The sequence below is a fragment of the Micromonospora sp. NPDC047187 genome, from assembly GCF_040643355.1.
In the GTDB taxonomy this organism is placed as follows: domain Bacteria; phylum Actinomycetota; class Actinomycetes; order Mycobacteriales; family Micromonosporaceae; genus Micromonospora; species Micromonospora salmantinae.
In genome coordinates this window covers 279,484-297,169 of the sequence record NZ_JBEYUF010000005.1, presented here as the reverse complement: position 1 = coordinate 297,169, position 17,686 = coordinate 279,484, and the positions used below count along the sequence as shown (strand labels likewise).

Genomic DNA, 17,686 nt, shown 5'->3' with positions numbered 1-17,686 from the left:
GACTGGCTCACGGTCGCCCTGCGGAACCGGGCGGCGGGTGGATCCGGGCGAGACTGTCGGCGAGGCCGGCGAGCCACCGGTCGACCTCCACCAGGTGCCGGACCGACTGATGGTCGGCCTCGCCGAGGAGCGGACGGATCCGGTCCAGGTGGTCGACGCAGGTGGTCGAGACTGGCGCCCGCTCCGATGTCCGGCCGTGGGCGACCTCGTCGGCGAGGAGGCCGTACGCCGATCGCAGGCGCCCGGCGGAGTCCCGCAGCAGCGCCGCCGCACCGGGCCAACCGGCGAGGCAGCCGGGTGGGTTGCGGCGCAGCAGCGACTCCGCGCCGGGCACGACGTGGTGCCCGGCGCTCAGCACGGCGTCCCAGTTCACCTGTTGACGGTGCGGATCGTGCCGCTCCGAGTGGTACTGGCAGTACGACGAGTCGATCAGGACCATCCGGCGACGGACCCGGCCGAGAGCAGCCTCGGGTGGCGGGGCGTCGCCGAGCACCGCCTGGACCGTCTGTTCGACAGCGTCCGCGCTGGCCGCCAGGTAGCGGGTGGCGTTGTGCCGCAGGTCGTGGCCCGCGCCGCGCGGCCAGATCGCCACCCCGGCGAGCACGCCGATCACCGTGCCGAGCAGCACGTCGACGAGGCGGGCCTCGGCGATCCGCCACCCTTCCGGGCTGAGCTGGGCGAAGACGACGGTCAGCAGCACTGTGAACAGCGCCTGCTGCCACACCGGGCCGAGCAGGCGGCCGACGCCGAAGGCCAGCAGAAGGGTGACCGGCAGGACGACGGCGTACACGATCGGCTCGTCGACGACGAGCATCACCCCGCCGCTGACGACCGCACCGATGATCGTGCCCAGCACGGCCGGCCGCAGGGCGGTGCGGGTGTCGGCGGCCGACGTGCGCAGGACCGTGAGGGTGGCCAGCAGCACCCAGAAGCCGTGGGTCAGCTGCAACACCCCGGCGGCCACCCGGGCGATGGCGAGCGCCACGGCCAGCCGCAGCGAGCTGTGCAGGTGGACCGAGCGCGGCGCCAGGTGGGAGCGGAACTGCCACCAGTACAGCGTCCACGGGCTGCGCCGGGCGTACTCGAACAGCGCCGAGGAGGCGTCGTCGCCGCCGAGCCGCGCCCCGGTGGCCACCCGGGAACCGACGACGAAGACCCGTACCTGGTCCGCGAGGGCCACGGCGGTCGCGTCCCGGCACAACCGGGGTACGTCCGGCGAGTCGCGGACCTGGCCGTCTCCCACCGGGTACGCCGCCTCGGCTCGTCCGACCGCCACGTCCAGGTCGGCCGGGGCCACCGCCGGGGCACCCGGCGACAGGCTCCGACCGGCCGCGCGGGTGGTGTCCGCACACGAGCGCAGCAGACGCGCCGCCGCCAGGTCCGGGATCGGCTGCGGCGGGGCGTCCGCCGCCAACCGGTCCGCCTCGGCGAGCACCTCCCGTAACGCGGCCGCGCAGATCCGCAACGCCCGATCCTGAGCGCCCGCCGCGGTGGGCGCCCACGCCGGAGGGCTGCGGTTCAGCTCGATCGCCGCCACCACGTCGTACGCCCGCTCGCGCCGCGCGCCCCGATCAGCAGCGGCGGCGTGCGGGTAGGTCAACCGCTCGGCGGTGACGTCGAGGAAGGCGGCGACGCCGTCCGCCGCCGCGGCCAGGCGCTGCCGGTAGGAGACCGGCACCGGGTCGGGCCAGAGAAACACCTCGGCCGCGGCGAGCAGCACGACGGCGAGCGTGACCCCGCCGAGTCGCTCCGGGAGGGTGCCCGGCTGGTACGGCGGGATCGACGCCAGGATGTAGAAGAGCTGGAAGGCGCTGGCCAACCCCACCAGGCGCGGGTTGCCGACCCCGGCGAACGCCACCAGGAACCCGACGACCAGCATGCCACCGGCTGCCGCCCAGGTGCTCCACGCCAACAGCGAGCCCGCCGCGATCAGCGCCCACACCACCGGCAGCGACAGCACGAGGATCCGCGCCCGTTGCGGCGCCGGACCAGGTAGCTGAGCGAACGACCCGGCGGCGATCGTGCCGAACAACCCGTACGTGGCGAGCGTCGAGTTGTCCGCGCCGTACCGGCAGCCGTAGAAGACGACGGACGCGACGAGCGTCAGCCGGGCCGCACGTCGCAGGATGGCGTCACCCGGGTCACGGCGGCGAAGCCGGCCAAGGAGGCTGGTTCCGAGCACTACCGCTCCCCCGGTTCGTCGCGGCACCCCTCCCCGGCCCACCATTCTCCACCGCGCCCGGCGGTGGGCGGCGGGTTTGGCGACGAATCACCGCCGGGAGCCGCCGAGCAGGCCGAGCCGCAGGGCCCGGAAGAGGGTGCCGGGGCGGCTCAGGGCGGCCGGGTGGTCGAGCATTGTGGTGACCCGGCCCAGCCGGGCGTTGAGCACCGGGTCGGTCAGCGACGCCCGGAAGAGCAGGTCCCCGAACCACTTGGTGACCTTGTAGCCGGGCGGGTACGGCCCGTCGACGTGCGGCAGCTCGATGTCGGCGGTGGTGGAGATCTGCCAGGCGGCGTCGACCACCACGCGGACCTGGTCGAAGTACGCGTGCGCGGGACCGTCGTGCGGCTTCGGACCGGAGCGCAGGTACTTCGACAGGCAAGAGGCGTGCAGTGTCGCGGAGGTCATGCCCTGGCCGTACACCGGGTTGAAGGACGCGACCGCGTCACCGGCGGCGACCAACCCGGCGGGCAGGCGGTCGAGCTTGTGGAAGTCGCGGCGTCGGCTGTCCGCCTGGTGGTAGGTGACCACCCCGCCGAGCATCTCCCCGTGTTCGGCGATGTCACCGAACATCTGCGGGTAGTGCTCCCGGCAACGGGCGGTGAAGTCGGCGACGTCGCGGCTGGGGCGGTCCCCGTCGTAGCCGGCCACCAGCATGATCCAGCGGTCCCCCTCGACCGAGTTGATCCCACCGATCCGGGCGGTACGCCCCTTGCCCGCCATGGTGTGGAAGACCGCCACCCAGGCATCGCTGACCAACTCGTCGCGTTTGAAGAGCGCCGTGGCGTAGTTCAGCTTGATCGGCATGCGGTGCAGCGGCGGGCGCGGCCACCCGTGCTCGGCCAGCCAGTCGCTCAACCGGCTGGACCGCCCCATCGCGTCGACCACCAGGTCCGCCGCTTCGACGACGGGCTCGGTGCCACCCTCGGGCACGTACCGGGCGCCGTTGACCCGCCGCTCGTCGAAGAGCAGACCCTCCGCCCGGCCGTACACCATCCGGATGTTGTCGATGGCGAGGGTGCGTCGGCGGACCAGCGCCTCCAGGAACGGACGCGTGGTGATCAGCGCCGGTCCGGTGCCGGTCGCCGCGGGCGGCAGACCCAACATGCCGTTCACGAAGACCTTCGCCGTGCCCGGGTCGCGCGGTGGCGGCGGGGCGCCGAGCGCGAGCGCCTCGTCGGCGATGCCGGGAAACCAGCGCTCCAACTGGACCTGACCGGCGGGCAGCAGCGCGTGCACCTGACTGCCCTGGGGCACACCCGGCCGTGGACCGGCGTCGACATCGGACGGATCCCGCTCGATGATCAGCACTTCCTCGGCGTGGTCGCTCAACACCCGGGCCGCCAGCAACCCGGCCATGCTGCCACCGAGCACCACCGCACGCCGCATGACCACTCTGGTCTCGGCGGGTGGTTCGGCCGTCGCTATCTCGGCGAAGAGCCGGGACGGAGAGGGGGGCATGCGATCACTCCTCGAACGGTCGGGAACCTCGGCATCCACGACCGTAACCACCCCAGCCCCTGCCGTCAGGGCTCAATTGGCCCGCCACTTCTGGTTGGCGTTGCCGCTGCACTGCCAGATCTGCAGCCGGGCGCCGTTGTCCGGGTTCGAGTCGAGCACGTCGACGCACCTGTCCGCCCTGGTGTTCACCAGGTCGTACGCCTTGTTGAGGGTGAACCTCTGCGATGCCGCGCCGGAACACTCGGCGAGTTGCACTGCTGCGCCGTCCTCGGTGGAGTGCCCTGCGACATCCAGGCACTTGCCCATCGAACGGACCGTGCCGTCCGCCGGGAAGGTCCACAGCTGCTTCGCGGTCCGCCGACAGTCCCAGATCTGCAGCCGCGCACCGGCGACGGCGTTGCCGTCCGGGATGTCGATGCAGCGGTCACTGGCGAAACTGGAGATCTGCTTGCCGGCTGGCGTGCTGCCCTGCGTGGGGGACGGCGGCGGAGCAGCCGATTGCTGCGTCGGATCCCCCGGGCCGGTCGTCGTGCCGCTACCAGTCCCGGGCGACGGCGGCCCCACGCTCGCCGACGGTGGCGGACCGGCGGGTCGGGACGGCGAAACACCAGCGACCGGCAGGCCTTGGAAACCATCCGCGATCAGCGCGAAGACCGCCGCGCTCGCGGACCATTCGGCGGCGGAGGTGGTCCAGTCGATCGAGTACGCGTGCCCGTTGTGACCGACGAAGGCACGGCTCAGCGTGTGCATCGGAGTGCCGTCCTCGTCGGTGTACGCCCACTCCCACTCGGCGGCCCGCAGCTGGTAGCGCAGCGCGTCGAGCCGTATCTGCCGGTAGTCGGCGTAGCGCCCGCGTTGCGCCTCCTCCCGCTCCCGCAACTCGGCGACCAGGTCCGCCGGGACGGCCCGCAGCTCGTCGACGACGAGCACGCGGCTGCCGTCCGGCTCGCGGAACACGGCGCGCGCACCGTCGCGTCGCGCCTGCCAGCCGTCCGGCACCGGTACGAGGAAGCGGGGATCGTCACGGTAGTAGCGCCAACCCGCGGGCGCCGGTGGCAGCACCCTGGACACCGGCGTCTCGGCGATCGGCGACGGGTTCACTGCCGGCGCCGCCACTCCGCCGTCACCCGCGCCACCGAACAGCCCACCATTCAGCAGGGACGCGGTGACCAGCAGGACGACCAGCAGGGCGGCGGCACCGATCGACCCGATCAGCCGGGCCCGACGCCTGCGGCCCGCCCCGGACCCCGACGCGGGGACAGCCGGCGCGGCAGGAACAGCCGGTGCGGCGGGCGGGTCGGGCTCGACGGTGACGAACTCGGGCACGATCGTCGGACGGGGCCCATCGCCGACGGCGGTGGCGGTCGTGGCGGTGATCCGGGTCAGCGGCCCGCCGCCGGCGGTGCTCACCTCGGCGGCCGGCACGTCCGGGGTGGCGGCCTGCCGCAGGAGACGATCCGCCTCATCGGCGCTGATCCGCTGATCCGGCTCGCGGCGCAGCAGTCCCGCCAGGAGCGGGGTCAGCCGACCTGCTCGTTGTGCCGACGGTGGTGGCTCGGTGGCGAGGGCTGCCAACGTGGCGATCGGAGACGAGCGGTGGTACGGGGTGTGTCCCTCGACCGCCGCGAAGAGGGTGGCGCCGAGCGACCACAGGTCGGCCGCCGGTCCCACGTCGCCGTCGGTGGCCCGCTCGGGCGCGAGGAACGCCGGCGAGCCGAGCACCATCCCGGTCTGGGTCATCCGTGGGTCGCCGGGGAGGGTGGCCAGACCAAAGTCGGTCAGCACCACCCTGCCGTCGTCGCCGAGCAGCACGTTGGCCGGCTTGACGTCCCGGTGCAGCACGCCGGCCCGGTGTGCGGCGCGCAGCGCACCCAGAATGCCGAGCCCGATCCGCGCGGCGCGCTCCGCCGGCATCGACCCCTCGGCTTCGAGCACCTGTTGCAGGGACCGGGACGGCACGAGTTCCATCACGATCCAGGGATCATCGCCCGCGTGCAGCACGTCGAAGACGCGTACCACGTTGGGGTGGCCCAGTCGGGCGACGGCCCGCGCCTCGCGCATGGACCGTTCGCGCATCTCCCGGCGTTCGTCGTCACGCAGGCCGGGCGGCGCCACCAACTCCTTGATGGCGACGTCGCGCTGGAGCATCTCGTCGCGGGCCTGCCACACGCGGCCCATCCCGCCCTGGCCGAGCGGACGGACCAGCCGATAGCGATCGGCAATCAACTGTCGAGAGGCGTCTGGCACGACAGGAACGTACCCGGCGAGGTTTACCCGCCCAATTCCTGTGGCGGCTGGAAAAGGCGGCAGTCGGATATGTCACACGCAAGATCGACTGCTGAGCGATCGTTCATTTAGACATAACTCCACCATCGGCGCGAGCACGGTCGCCCACCGCAATGTTACCAACGCGTACATCGGTAATCTGCTATGAATATCGAATGAATTCGAATTCCACCGAACACCGGATCGGCCGCGCCACGGCCCGGTGGGGATTCCTGTACCTGGCGGTGGCCCTGTCCGCCTGCACGCCGGCAGGTGACTCGCGCCAACACACCACGCCGCCGGCCAACCGCGCGGCGCCGTCTTCGAGCGCCAGCGCTGGTGGGCCGCCGTGCACGCCATCGGTCGACACGCTGCCAGCACCGCCGGCGGGCTACCGGTCGGTGGGCGAAGACGTGGCGGTGCCCACCACTCCCGTGCTGTCGGCGGAAGATTCCGGGGAGGCCGATCCGGCGGCACGGCTGTTCGCCAAATGGGGGCTCGTCGTCCGCGCCGGCACGGTCGTCGACCTGCGAGTGGCACCGGGCTGGCAGGACAAGGCCCGGCTCGGCTGGGGCGGCACCGGCACCCCCGCGTCGACCGTCACGGTGCACGCCTGCGCGCCGGAGAGTGGGCAGGGTCAGTGGATGGCCTTTGTCGGCGGCACCTGGGTCGCGCAGGCCGCCTGCGTACCGCTCATCGTGACGTCGAACGGCCAGAACGACAGCGTCACCCTCGGCATCGGCCTCCCCTGCGACAAGACCACCGAGCCGTAGCCCCCCACGTCCACCCCCCGCACGGTTGATCAAGAGCTTTGCGTCATCCAACCCGGGTGTCCTGCCGCAAACCCCTTGATCAACGGGGATAGCGGTGGGGGACGGCGTTGGTTGGGACGGGCGTCGCTGCGGGCGGTCCGGGTGGACGGCTGGGTCTACTGTCTACACCGCCTACGTACCGACTGTTCGCCGGGATCGCTGTTCACCCCCGCCGACGCCCTGGACGTTCTGTCGAGAGGTCAACGACATGCTGAAGGCCGAGGATCTCCCCCCGTTTCAGCGCGCCGTGTCCTACGAGTCGCAGCGCGGCCAACGCGTGTACGCAACCCTGATCGCGCTGCGGCTGTCCCTGCTCCTGGTGGCCGCGATCGCGGGAGTCGCCACGTGGAAACTCGACAATTTCGCCCCGGGCCCGGCGCTCGCGGCGGGCGCCTTCGCCGCCACCTCGATCGTCGAGGTCTTCCTCCTCACCAATCGCCCCAATGAACGGTGGTACGTCGGCAGAGCCCTCTCCGAATCCATCAAGTCGCTCACATGGCGATTCACCATCGCGGCTGACCCTTTTCCCCGAGCGCGAAGCGAATCCGACAGCGCCGAGGAATTCACCAACCGACTGTTGGGCCTGACCCGAGACATGTCGGCCGCCTCGTTGGCGGCCCCAGCGGTGGCTGGGCAACAAATCACGGAAGGAATGCGGACACTACGGGCCGCCTCCCTCGACGAGCGCCGCACCGCGTACCTGACCGGCCGTCTTGAGGCCCAACGAGCCTGGTACGCCGAACGATCACTGTCGAATCGGGCGCAGGCGACCCGCTGGTCGGTCAGCATGCTCGTGATGGAGATAGTCGGGGTGACCCTGGCCGTGTCGAGGGCCGCCGGGCTGACCGACCTCGACCTGCTCGGAGTGGCCGCCGCGGCGGTCGCGGCCGGCGCGGCCTGGACGCAGACACGGCAGCACGGTGCGGTGGCCACCGCCTATGCCCTGGCAAGTCAGGAACTCGCCGCCATCGGGTCCCTCGGTACCCGGATCAGTTCGGAAGCCGACCTGTCGCGATTCGTGAACGACACGGAGACGGCGATCTCCCGGGAGCACACGATGTGGCGAGCACGCCGACGCTGACACCTGGACGCACGGCCACCGCCCACTGATCACCTCGATTCTCAGGAAGTCGCGGTGGCCGGGCGGCTCGGATGCTCCGATGTCCAGGAAGCCGAGCGCATCACATCGTGGAGCGGGGTCGCGGCGGCGCGGCCGCCGCGACCCCGGTTCACGCCGTGACTCAGGCCGGGGCTCCGGCCAGCGTGGCCTCCTTCTCGTCGGGGCGGGACGCCGCCTCGTCGTCGTGCTCGTCGACCATGGTGGCCTCGTCGAACGGGTCGTTGCCGCTCAGCACCGCGGTCGCCCGCTCCCGGTCGAACTCGCCGGTCCAGGTTCCCACCAGCACTGTCGCCACCGCGTTGCCGGCGAAGTTGGTCAGCGCCCGTGCCTCCGACATGAACCTGTCGATGCCGACGATCAGCCCGACCCCGTCGACGAGGTCCGGCCGGTGCGACTGGAGGCCACCGGCCAGCGTGGCCAGCCCGGCACCGGTGACCCCGGCGGCACCCTTCGACGCGATGATCATGAACAGCAGCAGCGAGATCTGCTCGCCGATGGCCAGCGGCTTGCCCAGCGCGTCGGCGATGAACAGCGACGCCATGGTCAGGTAGATCGCCGTACCGTCCAGGTTGAACGAGTAGCCGGTCGGCACAGTGATGCCGACGACCGGCTTGCTCACACCGAAGTGCTCCATCTTGGCAATCAGCCGTGGCAGCGCCGACTCCGACGACGAGGTCGACAGGATCAGCAGGAACTCCCGGCCCAGGTAACGCAGCAGCGAGAAGATCGAGATCCGGGCCACGAACCACAGCAGCGCGCCCAGGAACACCAGCACGAAGATCAGACAGGTGGCGTAGAAGCCCACCATGATCTGGGCGAGGCTCTTGAGGGCGTCCACGCCGGTCGCGCCGACCACGGCGGCCATCGCGCCGAACGCACCGATCGGCGCCAGCCACATGATCATGGCGAGGACCTTGAAGACGACCCGCTGGATGACGGTGATGGCGCTGAGCACCGGCTCACCCCGCCGGCCCATGGCCTGGACGGCGAAGCCGACCAGCAGGGCGACCAGCAGCGTCTGGAGCACCTTGCCCTCGGTGAGCGAGGAGAGCAGCGTCGTCGGGATGATCCCGAGCAGGAAGTCGTCCGTCCCGGCGGCCTCGTCACCGGCGGCGGCCTTGCCGGAGCCGACGAGGTCCGGGCCGAGGTTCAGGCCCGAGCCGGGGTGGATGAGGTTGCCGACGACCAGGCCGATGGCGAGCGCGACTGTCGACATGGTCAGGAAGTAGCCGAGGGCCAGGCCGCCGACCTTGCCGACCTTCGCGGCCTGCCGGACGGAGCCGACGCCGAGCACGATGGTGCAGAAGATGACCGGGCTGATCATCATCTTGATCAGGTTGACGAAGCCGGTGCCGATCGGCTTCAGTTCCTTGCCGAAATCGGGGGCGACCAGGCCGACCACGATGCCGGCGACCACGGCCACGATGACGGCCACATACAGGTAACGGGTACGGTCCCGGCGGACCGCCGGTGCCGGGTTGGTGGCGGATGCGGTGGTGTCCATGTCGACAATGTGAACCGCGTCTCACCCGTTGACAGCCTTGCGGTCATTCTGTTCACCGCGATGGCGAAACGGCGGCGCGAGGAGGGAGGTGGTGGAGGTGGCCCGACGCCAGTGGAGCATCGCGGGGCAACTCTTCGCCCTCCAGGCGATGGTGGTGACGCTGCTCGTGCTGGCCGGCGCGGCGGGCGCCGTCTGGCTGGCCCGCAGCGACTCCCGCCAGGCCGCGCAGGAGGAGGTGCTCGCGGTGGCGCAGACCGTGGCGGGCTCCCCCGACGTCCGCGCGGCCCTCGCGACCGCCGACCCCGCGAGGGTCCTCCAGCCGTACGCCGAATCGACCCGGAAGGCCACGGGCACCGACTTCGTGGTGGTGATGGCCCCCGACCGCACCCGTTTCTCGCATCCGACCCAGGACCGGATCGGCGAACCGTTCGTCGGCGAGATCGGGCCCGCTCTGACGGGCCGCGCGTTCACCACCACCAATGTCGGGACGCTCGGCGAGTCGGTGCGCGCTGTCGTTCCGGTGTACGACGAGCAGCGACACCTCGTCGGTCTGGTCTCGGTGGGCATCACCACCCGCGAGATCGACAAGAAGCTGCTCGGCCAGTTGCCGGTGCTGTTCGGTGTGGTCGCGCCGGCTCTGGCGCTCGCCGCGACGGGCTCCTGGCTGCTCAGCCGCCGGCTCCGTCGCCAGACGCACGGTCTGGGGCCGGCCCAGATGACCCGGATGTACGAGTACTACGACGCCGTCCTGCACTCGGTGCGTGAAGGTCTCGTCGTGCTGACCACCGATCGCCGGGTGGCGTTGGTGAACGACGAGGGCCGCCGGCTGTTGGGGCTCGACGCGGACGCGCCGGTGATCGACCAGCCGGTGGCCGGGATCGACCTGCCGCCCGCGGCGGCCGAGCTGCTCGACTCCGGGCGCGACGCCCGCGACGAGCCGATCGTCGCCGGTGACCGGGTGCTCGTCGCCAACCAGCGGACCACCCGCTTCGAGGGCGCGGTGCTCGGCACCGTGCTGACCCTGCGCGACCAGACCGAGCTGCGCACCCTGGCCAGTGAGCTGGATTCGGTGCGCGCGTTGACCGAGGCGTTGCAGGCGCAGACCCACGAGTCGGCCAACCGGTTGCACACAGTGCTGACCCTTGTCGAGTTGGGCCGCGCCGACGAGGCCGTCCGGCTCGGCACCCGGGACCTGGCCCTCGCCCAACAGCTGACCGACCGGGTGGTCGGCGCGGTGACCGAGCCGGCGTTGGCCGCACTGCTGCTCGGCAAGTCCGCACAGGCCGGCGAGCGCGGGGTGGATCTGGTCATCGAACCGGACTGCCGCCTCGACGACAGTCCGCTGCCGACCGGCGACCTGCTCACAGTGGTCGGCAACCTGGTCGACAACGCCCTGGAGGCGGTGGCCGGTACGCCGGCGCCGCGCCGGGTGCGGGTCTTCGTCGGCGCTACCGACGACGAACTGGTGGTCCAGGTGGCAGACAGCGGTCCCGGGCTGGCACCGGAGCGGGTCGCCGACGCGTTCCGGCGCGGCTGGTCCACCAAGAGCACCGGCCGGGGCCTCGGCTTGGCGCTGGTCGGGCAGGTGGTACGCCGGCACGGCGGCAGCGCCGAGGTCTGTCGCTCGGACGACGGCGGCAGCCTGTTCACCGTCCGGCTGCCGGGCAGGATCGAGCGGTCATGACCGCCATCCGGGTGCTGGTCGTCGAGGACGAGCCGCTACTGGCCGAGGCGCACAGCGCGTACACCGAGCGGGTTCCGGGCTTCGTGGTGGTCGGGGTGGCGCACACCGCGCGGGCGGCGATGGCGGCCCTGCGCGCCAACGACGGCGGCGACGTGGACCTCGTACTCCTTGATTTTCGGCTGCCCGACCTGCACGGCCTGGACGTCTGCCGGGCGCTGCGCGCGGCCGGCAGCAGCGTCGACGTGCTCGCGGTGACGTCCGCGCGGGACCTGGCGGTGGTGCGCACCGCGGTGTCTCTCGGGGTGACCCACTACCTGCTCAAGCCGTTCACGTTCGCCGCGTTCCGCGACAAGCTGGAGCGGTACGCCGACTACCGCGCCCAGGCGCTCGCCGACGGCGAGGTCGCCGCCCAGCACGAGGTGGACCAGATGTTCGCAACTCTGCGCGGCACCGCCGGGCACAGCCTGCCCAAGGGACTCGACGCGCAGACCCTCGATCGGGTACGCGCCGCGCTCACCGACGGCACCCGCGCGGAGGTCGGGCTGTCCGCGACCGAGGTGAGCGCGCTGACCGGCATTTCCCGGGTGACCGCCCGCCGCTACCTGGAGTACCTGGTGACTGTCGACCGGGCCGCCCGCACCCCGCGCTACGGCACCCCCGGCCGCCCCGAGGTCGAGTACCGCCCCCGCTGAGCGGGGCGTAACTCCGCCCCGAAACCAGCCGAGAGGTGCCACTCATCGATGCAGGAAGTGGGAGAATCGACGGCGACCCGATACGTCTCCGTGCCCGCCTGGCCGGTAAGACCCTCTGCATCACCTTCGTGACGCTCGGAGAGCTGACCAAGTGGACAGCGCTCCGAAGCTGAGGGCCGCGCAAGCTGGCCGACCTCGCGCAGTGGCGCTCGGGGATCGTGCTGCTTCCCTTCGACGAGGCGGTGGCGGTGACCTGGGGGCACCTCCAGGCGCGGGCTCAGCACCGGGGACGCCCCCGACCGACCAACGACTCCTGGATCGCAGCTTGCTGCCTGGTCGACCGGCTGCCGCTGGCGACTTTCAACGGCAAAGATTTCGCCGACTTCGCCGAGTACGACGGGCTACGTCTCTTCGACGTCTCCTAGCTTTGGCAGCTCCGAGTGTGGCTGCCCGATACTGCGAAACGGTGGCCGGCCGGGAACGCGGTGGCGGCGCGGAGATCCGTTGTTAGACTCGGCGGAGTTGGGTTGGCGATACTTCCAGGGAGACCAGACATGGCGGGTGACGACGACATCTCCGGGTGAGACCGGATGTGTTCGGCCATTGGTTCGGCGCGCCTCCTGCGCAGCCGCCGTGGCCATTTTGTCGTTCCACCGGTTCCCGTTGTCGTCGGGCGGCTGAGGCGCGCCCACCCCACCCTTTGAGGTCACTCGCATGTCTGATGCGTTCATTGTCTGCTCGAACCTGTCCTTCTCCTGGCCGGACGACACCCCGGTCTTCTCGGAGCTGTCCTTCACCGTTCCCGGCGGTCGCACCGGCCTGGTCGCGCCCAACGGCGCCGGCAAGAGCACCCTGCTGCGGCTGATCGCCGGAGAGCTGCGACCCAGCGGCGGCAGCGTCACAGTCGACGGTGTGCTCGGCTACCTCCCGCAGACGCTGCCGCTGGCCGGCGACCTGAGCGTGGCGCAGGTGCTGGGCGTGGCTGAGCGGATCGCGGCACTGCACGCCATCGAGGCCGGCGACGCCAGCGAGGAGCACTTCGCCACCATCGGCGACGACTGGGACATCGAGGAGCGCACCCGCTCGGAGCTGGACCGGCTCGGCCTGGGTGAGCTGTCGCTCGACCGCCGGCTGCACACCCTCAGCGGCGGCCAGGTGGTCTCCCTCGGCCTGGCGGCACAACTGCTGCGCCGCCCGGACGTGCTGCTGCTCGACGAGCCGACGAACAACCTGGACCTGGGGGCCCGGCACAAGCTCTACGACGTGCTCACCGAGTGGTCCGGATGTCTGCTGCTGGTCAGCCACGACCGGGAACTGCTCGACCGGATGGACCGCATCGCCGAGCTGGACCAGGGCGAGATCCGCTGGTACGGGGGCAACTTCACCGCGTACACCGAGGCGGTGCAGGCGGCGCGGGAGGTGGCCGAGAGCAACCTGCGCAACGCCGAGCAGGAGGTCAAGCGGGAGAAACGGGAGATGCAGCAGGCCCGGGAGCGGGCCGACCGGCGGGCCAGCAACGCCTCCAAGAACCTGAAGAACGCCGGCCTGGCCCGGATCGTCGCCGGTGGGCTCAAGCGCAGCGCGCAGGAGTCGGCGGGCAAGGCGCAGGAGACGCACTCGTCCCGGCTCGGTCAGGCCAAGGCCCGACTCGACGAGGCCGGCCGGGCGGTACGCGACGAGGACCGGATCGTCGTGGACCTGCCCGACACCACCGTCCCGGGCGGGCGCACGGTCTTCTCCGGCCACGGGATGCGGGCCCGCTTCGACGACCGGGAGCTGTTCGGCGGCGACGGCGCCGACCTGGTGATCAGGGGGCCGGAACGGATCGCCCTGACCGGGGCGAACGGCGTCGGCAAGTCGACCCTGCTGCGCCTGGTCAACGGTGACCTGCAACCGTCCGGCGGTGAGCTGAAGCGCGGCGAGGGGCGGATCGCGTACCTGTCGCAACGGCTGGACCTGCTGGACCTCGACCGCACGGTGGCGGAGAACTTCGCCGCCTACGCGCCGAGCCTGCCGGACGCCAAGCGGATGAACCTGCTCGCCCGGTTCCTGTTCCGGGGCGCCCGGGTGAACCTGCCGGTCGGGGTGCTCTCCGGCGGTGAACGCCTGCGCGCCACCCTCGCCTGTGTGCTCTGCGCCGAGCCGGCGCCGCAACTGCTGCTGCTCGACGAGCCGACGAACAACCTGGACCTGGTCAGCGTGGGTCAGCTGGAGAGCGCGCTGTCGGCGTACCAGGGGGCGTTCGTGGTGGTCAGCCACGACGAACGGTTCCTCGCCGAGATCGGCGTGCAGCGTTGGTTGCGGTTGGCCGACGGCCAGTTGCGGGAGATCAGCGCCCCCGAGCGGGTCTGAGCCCGGCGGTCCGGCCGGCGCCGGCCGGCCGGACCGATGCCGGCTCAGCTCACGTTGGCCGGGCCGAGGACGCTCTTCAGGTCACCCATCAGCGCGGTCGTGGCCGCCACCCGGAACGGGCCCAGCCGCAGGGTGGTGGTGCGCCCGCCGTTCTGGAGTTTGACGTGCACCTCGGTGTCGCCGGGGTGCAGCACCAGGGTTTCCTTGAGTTTCTCCACCAGCGGTGGTGTGCAGCGGTGCACCGGGATGGTCAGGGTGACCGGCTTGTTGGTGGCGCTGGTGCTGACGTCCGGCATGGACATGTCCATCGCCATGATCCGCGGGGTGTCGTCGCGGCGGTCCACGCGACCCTTGACCACCACGATGGCGTCCTCGGCGATGTACTGCCCGATCACCTCGTAGGTGTTGGGGAAGAACAGCGTCTCCACCCCACCGGCCAGGTCCTCCAGGGTGGCCGACGCCCAGGCCCGGCCCTGCTTGGTGACCCGGCGCTGCACCCCGGACAGGATGCCGGCGAGGGTGACGATCGCCCCGTCGGGCACCCCGCCCTCCTCGGCCAGGGACGCGATGGTGGTGTCGGCTGCCGCGTTGAGGATGTGCTCCAAGCCGAAGAGCGGGTGGTCGGAGACGTACAGGCCGAGCATCTCCCGCTCGAAGGCCAGCTTGTCGCGCTTGTCCCACTCGCTGTCGCCGATGGTCGGCATCACAGTGGTGCTGCCGGTGTCGGCGTCACCGAAGCCGGCGCCGAACAGGTCGTACTGGCCGACGGCCTCCTTGCGCTTGACGTCGGCGTACGCGTCGATCGCGTCGGCGTGCACCGCGAGCAGGCCCTTGCGGGGGTGGTCCAGGGAGTCGAACGCACCCGCCTTGATCAGCGATTCGATGGTCTTCTTGTTGCAGACCACGGCGTCCACCTTGGACAGGAAGTCGTAGAAGTCGGCGTACTCGCCCTTCTCCTCCCGGCAGCGCATGATCGAGGCGACCACGTTCGCCCCGACGTTGCGGACGGCGGCGAGGCCGAAGCGGATGTCCTTGCCGACCGGGGTGAACGGCCCGGCCGAGGTGTTCACGTCCGGCGGCAGCACCTGGATGCGCATCCGGCGACACTCGGCCAGGTAGAGCGCCATCTTGTCCTTGTCGTCGCCGACGCTGGTCAGCAACCCGGCCATGTACTCGGCCGGGTAGTGCGCCTTCAGGTACGCCGTCCAGTAGGAGACCAGGCCGTACGCGGCGGAGTGCGCCTTGTTGAAGGCGTACCCGGCGAACGGCACCAGGACGTCCCACACCGCCTGGATCGCCTCGTCGGAGTAGCCGCGCTCGCGGCAGCCGTCCCGGAACGGGATGAACTCCTTGTCGAGGATCTCCTTCTTCTTCTTACCCATGGCCCGGCGCAGCAGGTCCGCCTGACCGAGGGTGTAGCCGGCGAGGATCTGCGCGGCCCGCTGCACCTGCTCCTGGTAGACGATCAGGCCGTGGGTGGGCGCCAGGATCTCCCGCAGCGGCTCCTCCAGCTCCGGGTGGATCGGCGTGATCTCCTGGAGGCCGTTCTTGCGCAGCGCGTAGTTGGTGTGCGAGTCGACGCCCATCGGGCCGGGTCGGTACAGGGCCAGGACGGCGGAGATGTCCTCGAAGTTGTCCGGCTTCATCAACCGCAGCAGGGACCGCATCGGCCCACCGTCGAGCTGGAACACGCCCAGGGTGTCACCGCGGGCCAGCAGCTCGTACGCGGCCTTGTCGTCCAGCGGCAGGCCCAGCAGGTCGAGCTTCCGGCCGTGGTTCAGCTCGATGTTCTTGACCGCGTCGTCGATGATCGTCAGGTTGCGCAGGCCGAGGAAGTCCATCTTCAGCAGCCCGAGCGACTCGCAGGTCGGATAGTCGAACTGCGTGATGATCGCCCCGTCGGCGTCGCGGCGCGTCAACGGGATGTGCTCGATGATCGGCTCGGCGGACATGATGACGCCGGCGGCGTGCACACCGGTCTGCCGGATCAGCCCCTCGATGCCCTTGGCCGTGTCGATCACCTTGCGGACGTCCGGGTCGGAGTCGTACAGGCCGCGGATCTCGCCCGCCTCGGCGTAGCGGGGGTGCTTGTTGTCGAAGATGCCGGTGAGCGGGATGTCCTTGCCCATCACCGCCGGCGGCATGGCCTTGGTGATCCGGTCGCCGACCGCGTACGGGAAGCCGAGGACCCGGGCCGAGTCCTTGATCGCGGCCTTCGCCTTGATCGTGCCGAAGGTGGCGATCTGGGCGACCTTGTCCTCGCCCCACTTGTCGGTGACGTACTTGATCACCTCGCCGCGCCGACGCTCGTCGAAGTCGATGTCGACATCCGGCATCGAGACCCGCTCGGGGTTGAGGAACCGCTCGAAGATCAGACCGTGCTGGATCGGGTCCAGGTCGGTGATGCCCAGCGCGTACGCGACGAGCGACCCGGCGGCCGAACCACGGCCCGGACCCACGGCGATGCCCTGGTTCTTCGCCCACTGGATGAAGTCGGCGACCACGAGGAAGTAGGACGGGAAGCCCATCTGGTTGATGACGCCCAGCTCGTACTCGGCCTGGACGACGTGCCCCTCCGGGATGCCGTTCGGATAGCGGCGGGCCAGGCCGGCGAAGGTCTCCTTGCGGAACCAGGACTCCTCGGTCTCCCCCTCGGGCACCGGGAAGCGCGGCATCAGGTTGTGGAACTCGAACATGCCCTTCGGGTCGACCTTCTCGGCCACCAGCAGGGTGTTGCGGCAGCCTTCCTGCCACAGCTCGGACGAGTCCACAGCGCGCATCTGGTCGGCGCTCTTGATGAAGTAGCCGCCGCCCTCGAACCGGAACCGGTTGGGGTCGTCGATGTTGCTGCCGGTCTGCACGCAGAGCAGCACGTCGTGGGCGGTGGCCTGCGCCTCGTGGGTGTAGTGGGAGTCGTTTGTGACCACCGGCGGGATGTCCAGCTTGCGGGCGATCTCGGTGAGCCCCTCACGGACCCGGCTCTCGATGGAGAGGCCGTGATCCATGATCTCCAGGAAGTAGTTGTCCTTGCCGAAGATGTCCTGGTAGCTGGCGGCGACCTTGAGGGCCTCGTCGAACTGGCCCAGCCGTAGCCGGGTCTGCACCGCGCCGGACGGGCAGCCGGTGGTGGCCATGATCCCCTCGGCGTGCTCGGCGATCAGCTCCATGTCCATCCGGGGCCACTTGACGTAGTGCCCCTCCATGGAGGCGCGCGAGTTGAGGGTGAAGAGGTTCTTCAGGCCCTGCGCGTTCTTCGCCCACATGGTCTTGTGGGTGATCGCACCGTTACCGGAGATGTCGTCGCTCTTCTGCTCCGGGCGACCCCACTTGACCCGTGCCTTGTGATAGCGCGACTCCGGCGCCACGTACGCCTCGACGCCCAGGATCGGGGTGATCCCGGCGGCCATCGCCTGGTTGTAGAAGTCGTTCGCGCCGTGCATGTTGCCGTGGTCGGTGATCGCCACAGCGGACATGCCCAGCCGCTTGGCCTCGGCGAACAGGTCCTTCAGTCGGGCCGCTCCGTCGAGCATCGAGTACTCGGTGTGCACGTGCAGATGCGCGAACGAATCAGCCAT

The 17,686-nt window shown here is 70.7% G+C and carries 11 protein-coding genes and 1 pseudogene; 6 read left to right on the top strand and 6 right to left on the bottom strand.

Translation table 11 applies throughout. From position 1 onward, the window contains the following. Positions 1-7 precede the first annotated feature (7 nt). From ABZ794_RS12425 to ABZ794_RS12410, 4 genes and pseudogenes are all read right to left on the bottom strand, one after another. The gene (locus ABZ794_RS12425) at positions 8-2,182 is read right to left on the bottom strand and encodes an FUSC family protein (RefSeq protein WP_357515560.1); all 2,175 of its coding nucleotides are present in this window, start codon (positions 2,180-2,182) and stop codon (positions 8-10) included. 87 nt (positions 2,183-2,269) lie between these two features. Next, positions 2,270-3,682, bottom strand: coding sequence for an FAD-dependent oxidoreductase (locus ABZ794_RS12420; protein ID WP_357515558.1), 1,413 nt, complete (start codon positions 3,680-3,682; stop codon positions 2,270-2,272). Between the two features lie 72 nt (positions 3,683-3,754). Continuing rightward, on the bottom strand, positions 3,755-4,246 hold the full coding sequence (locus tag ABZ794_RS12415; protein ID WP_238688679.1) for an RICIN domain-containing protein: 492 nt from the start codon (positions 4,244-4,246) through the stop codon (positions 3,755-3,757). A 48-nt stretch (positions 4,247-4,294) separates the two neighbouring features. Then, a pseudogene (locus tag ABZ794_RS12410) lies at positions 4,295-5,929 on the bottom strand (serine/threonine-protein kinase); the annotation flags it as partial. A 194-nt stretch (positions 5,930-6,123) separates the two neighbouring features. Here ABZ794_RS12410 and ABZ794_RS12405 point away from each other — a divergent pair. Continuing rightward, complete coding sequence (locus ABZ794_RS12405) at positions 6,124-6,720, top strand: hypothetical protein (protein ID WP_210784966.1); 597 nt, start codon at positions 6,124-6,126, stop codon at positions 6,718-6,720. Positions 6,721-6,967: 247 nt separating this feature from the next. Continuing rightward, on the top strand, positions 6,968-7,840 hold the full coding sequence (locus ABZ794_RS12400) for a DUF4231 domain-containing protein (protein ID WP_357515556.1): 873 nt from the start codon (positions 6,968-6,970) through the stop codon (positions 7,838-7,840). 160 nt (positions 7,841-8,000) lie between these two features. Here the strand turns inward: ABZ794_RS12400 and ABZ794_RS12395 are convergent, their stop codons facing one another. Then, on the bottom strand, positions 8,001-9,383 hold the full coding sequence (locus ABZ794_RS12395) for a cation:dicarboxylase symporter family transporter (RefSeq protein ID WP_210786437.1): 1,383 nt from the start codon (positions 9,381-9,383) through the stop codon (positions 8,001-8,003). Between the two features lie 91 nt (positions 9,384-9,474). On the opposite strand from ABZ794_RS12395, the gene ABZ794_RS12390 reads away from it, so the two are divergent. The 4 genes from ABZ794_RS12390 (at position 9,475) to abc-f (ending at position 14,111) form a co-directional block, all read left to right on the top strand. Beyond that, positions 9,475-11,067, top strand: a complete 1,593-nt coding sequence (locus ABZ794_RS12390; RefSeq protein WP_238688652.1) for a sensor histidine kinase — start codon at positions 9,475-9,477, stop codon at positions 11,065-11,067. Next, a complete protein-coding gene (locus tag ABZ794_RS12385; protein ID WP_210786439.1) occupies positions 11,064-11,759 on the top strand; it encodes a response regulator in 696 nt (231 codons plus the stop codon). Before ABZ794_RS12390 ends, ABZ794_RS12385 begins: the two co-directional genes overlap by 4 nt. 185 nt (positions 11,760-11,944) lie before the next feature. Beyond that, a complete protein-coding gene (locus ABZ794_RS12380) occupies positions 11,945-12,184 on the top strand; it encodes a PIN domain-containing protein (RefSeq protein WP_282102937.1) in 240 nt (79 codons plus the stop codon). A gap of 289 nt (positions 12,185-12,473) precedes the next feature. Then, a complete protein-coding gene (gene abc-f, locus ABZ794_RS12375; RefSeq protein WP_357515552.1) occupies positions 12,474-14,111 on the top strand; it encodes a ribosomal protection-like ABC-F family protein in 1,638 nt (545 codons plus the stop codon). Between the two features lie 44 nt (positions 14,112-14,155). Here abc-f and dnaE read toward each other — a convergent pair whose 3' ends face one another. Next, positions 14,156-17,686 (bottom strand): DNA polymerase III subunit alpha, encoded by a 3,531-nt coding sequence (gene dnaE / locus ABZ794_RS12370; RefSeq protein ID WP_357515550.1) that lies wholly within the window; start codon positions 17,684-17,686, stop codon positions 14,156-14,158.

Excerpts from the sequence above, each read along its gene's own strand:
- ABZ794_RS12395 (WP_210786437.1), bottom strand. The coding sequence starts at position 9,383 with ATGGACACCACCGCATCCGCCACCAACCCGGCACCGGCGGTCCGCCGG.
- ABZ794_RS12405 (WP_210784966.1), top strand. The coding sequence starts at position 6,124 with ATGAATTCGAATTCCACCGAACACCGGATCGGCCGCGCCACGGCCCGG.
- dnaE (WP_357515550.1), bottom strand. The coding sequence starts at position 17,686 with ATGGCTGATTCGTTCGCGCATCTGCACGTGCACACCGAGTACTCGATG.
- abc-f (WP_357515552.1), top strand. The coding sequence starts at position 12,474 with ATGTCTGATGCGTTCATTGTCTGCTCGAACCTGTCCTTCTCCTGGCCG.
- ABZ794_RS12400 (WP_357515556.1), top strand. The coding sequence starts at position 6,968 with ATGCTGAAGGCCGAGGATCTCCCCCCGTTTCAGCGCGCCGTGTCCTAC.
- ABZ794_RS12385 (WP_210786439.1), top strand. The coding sequence starts at position 11,064 with ATGACCGCCATCCGGGTGCTGGTCGTCGAGGACGAGCCGCTACTGGCC.
- ABZ794_RS12420 (WP_357515558.1), bottom strand. The coding sequence starts at position 3,682 with ATGCCCCCCTCTCCGTCCCGGCTCTTCGCCGAGATAGCGACGGCCGAA.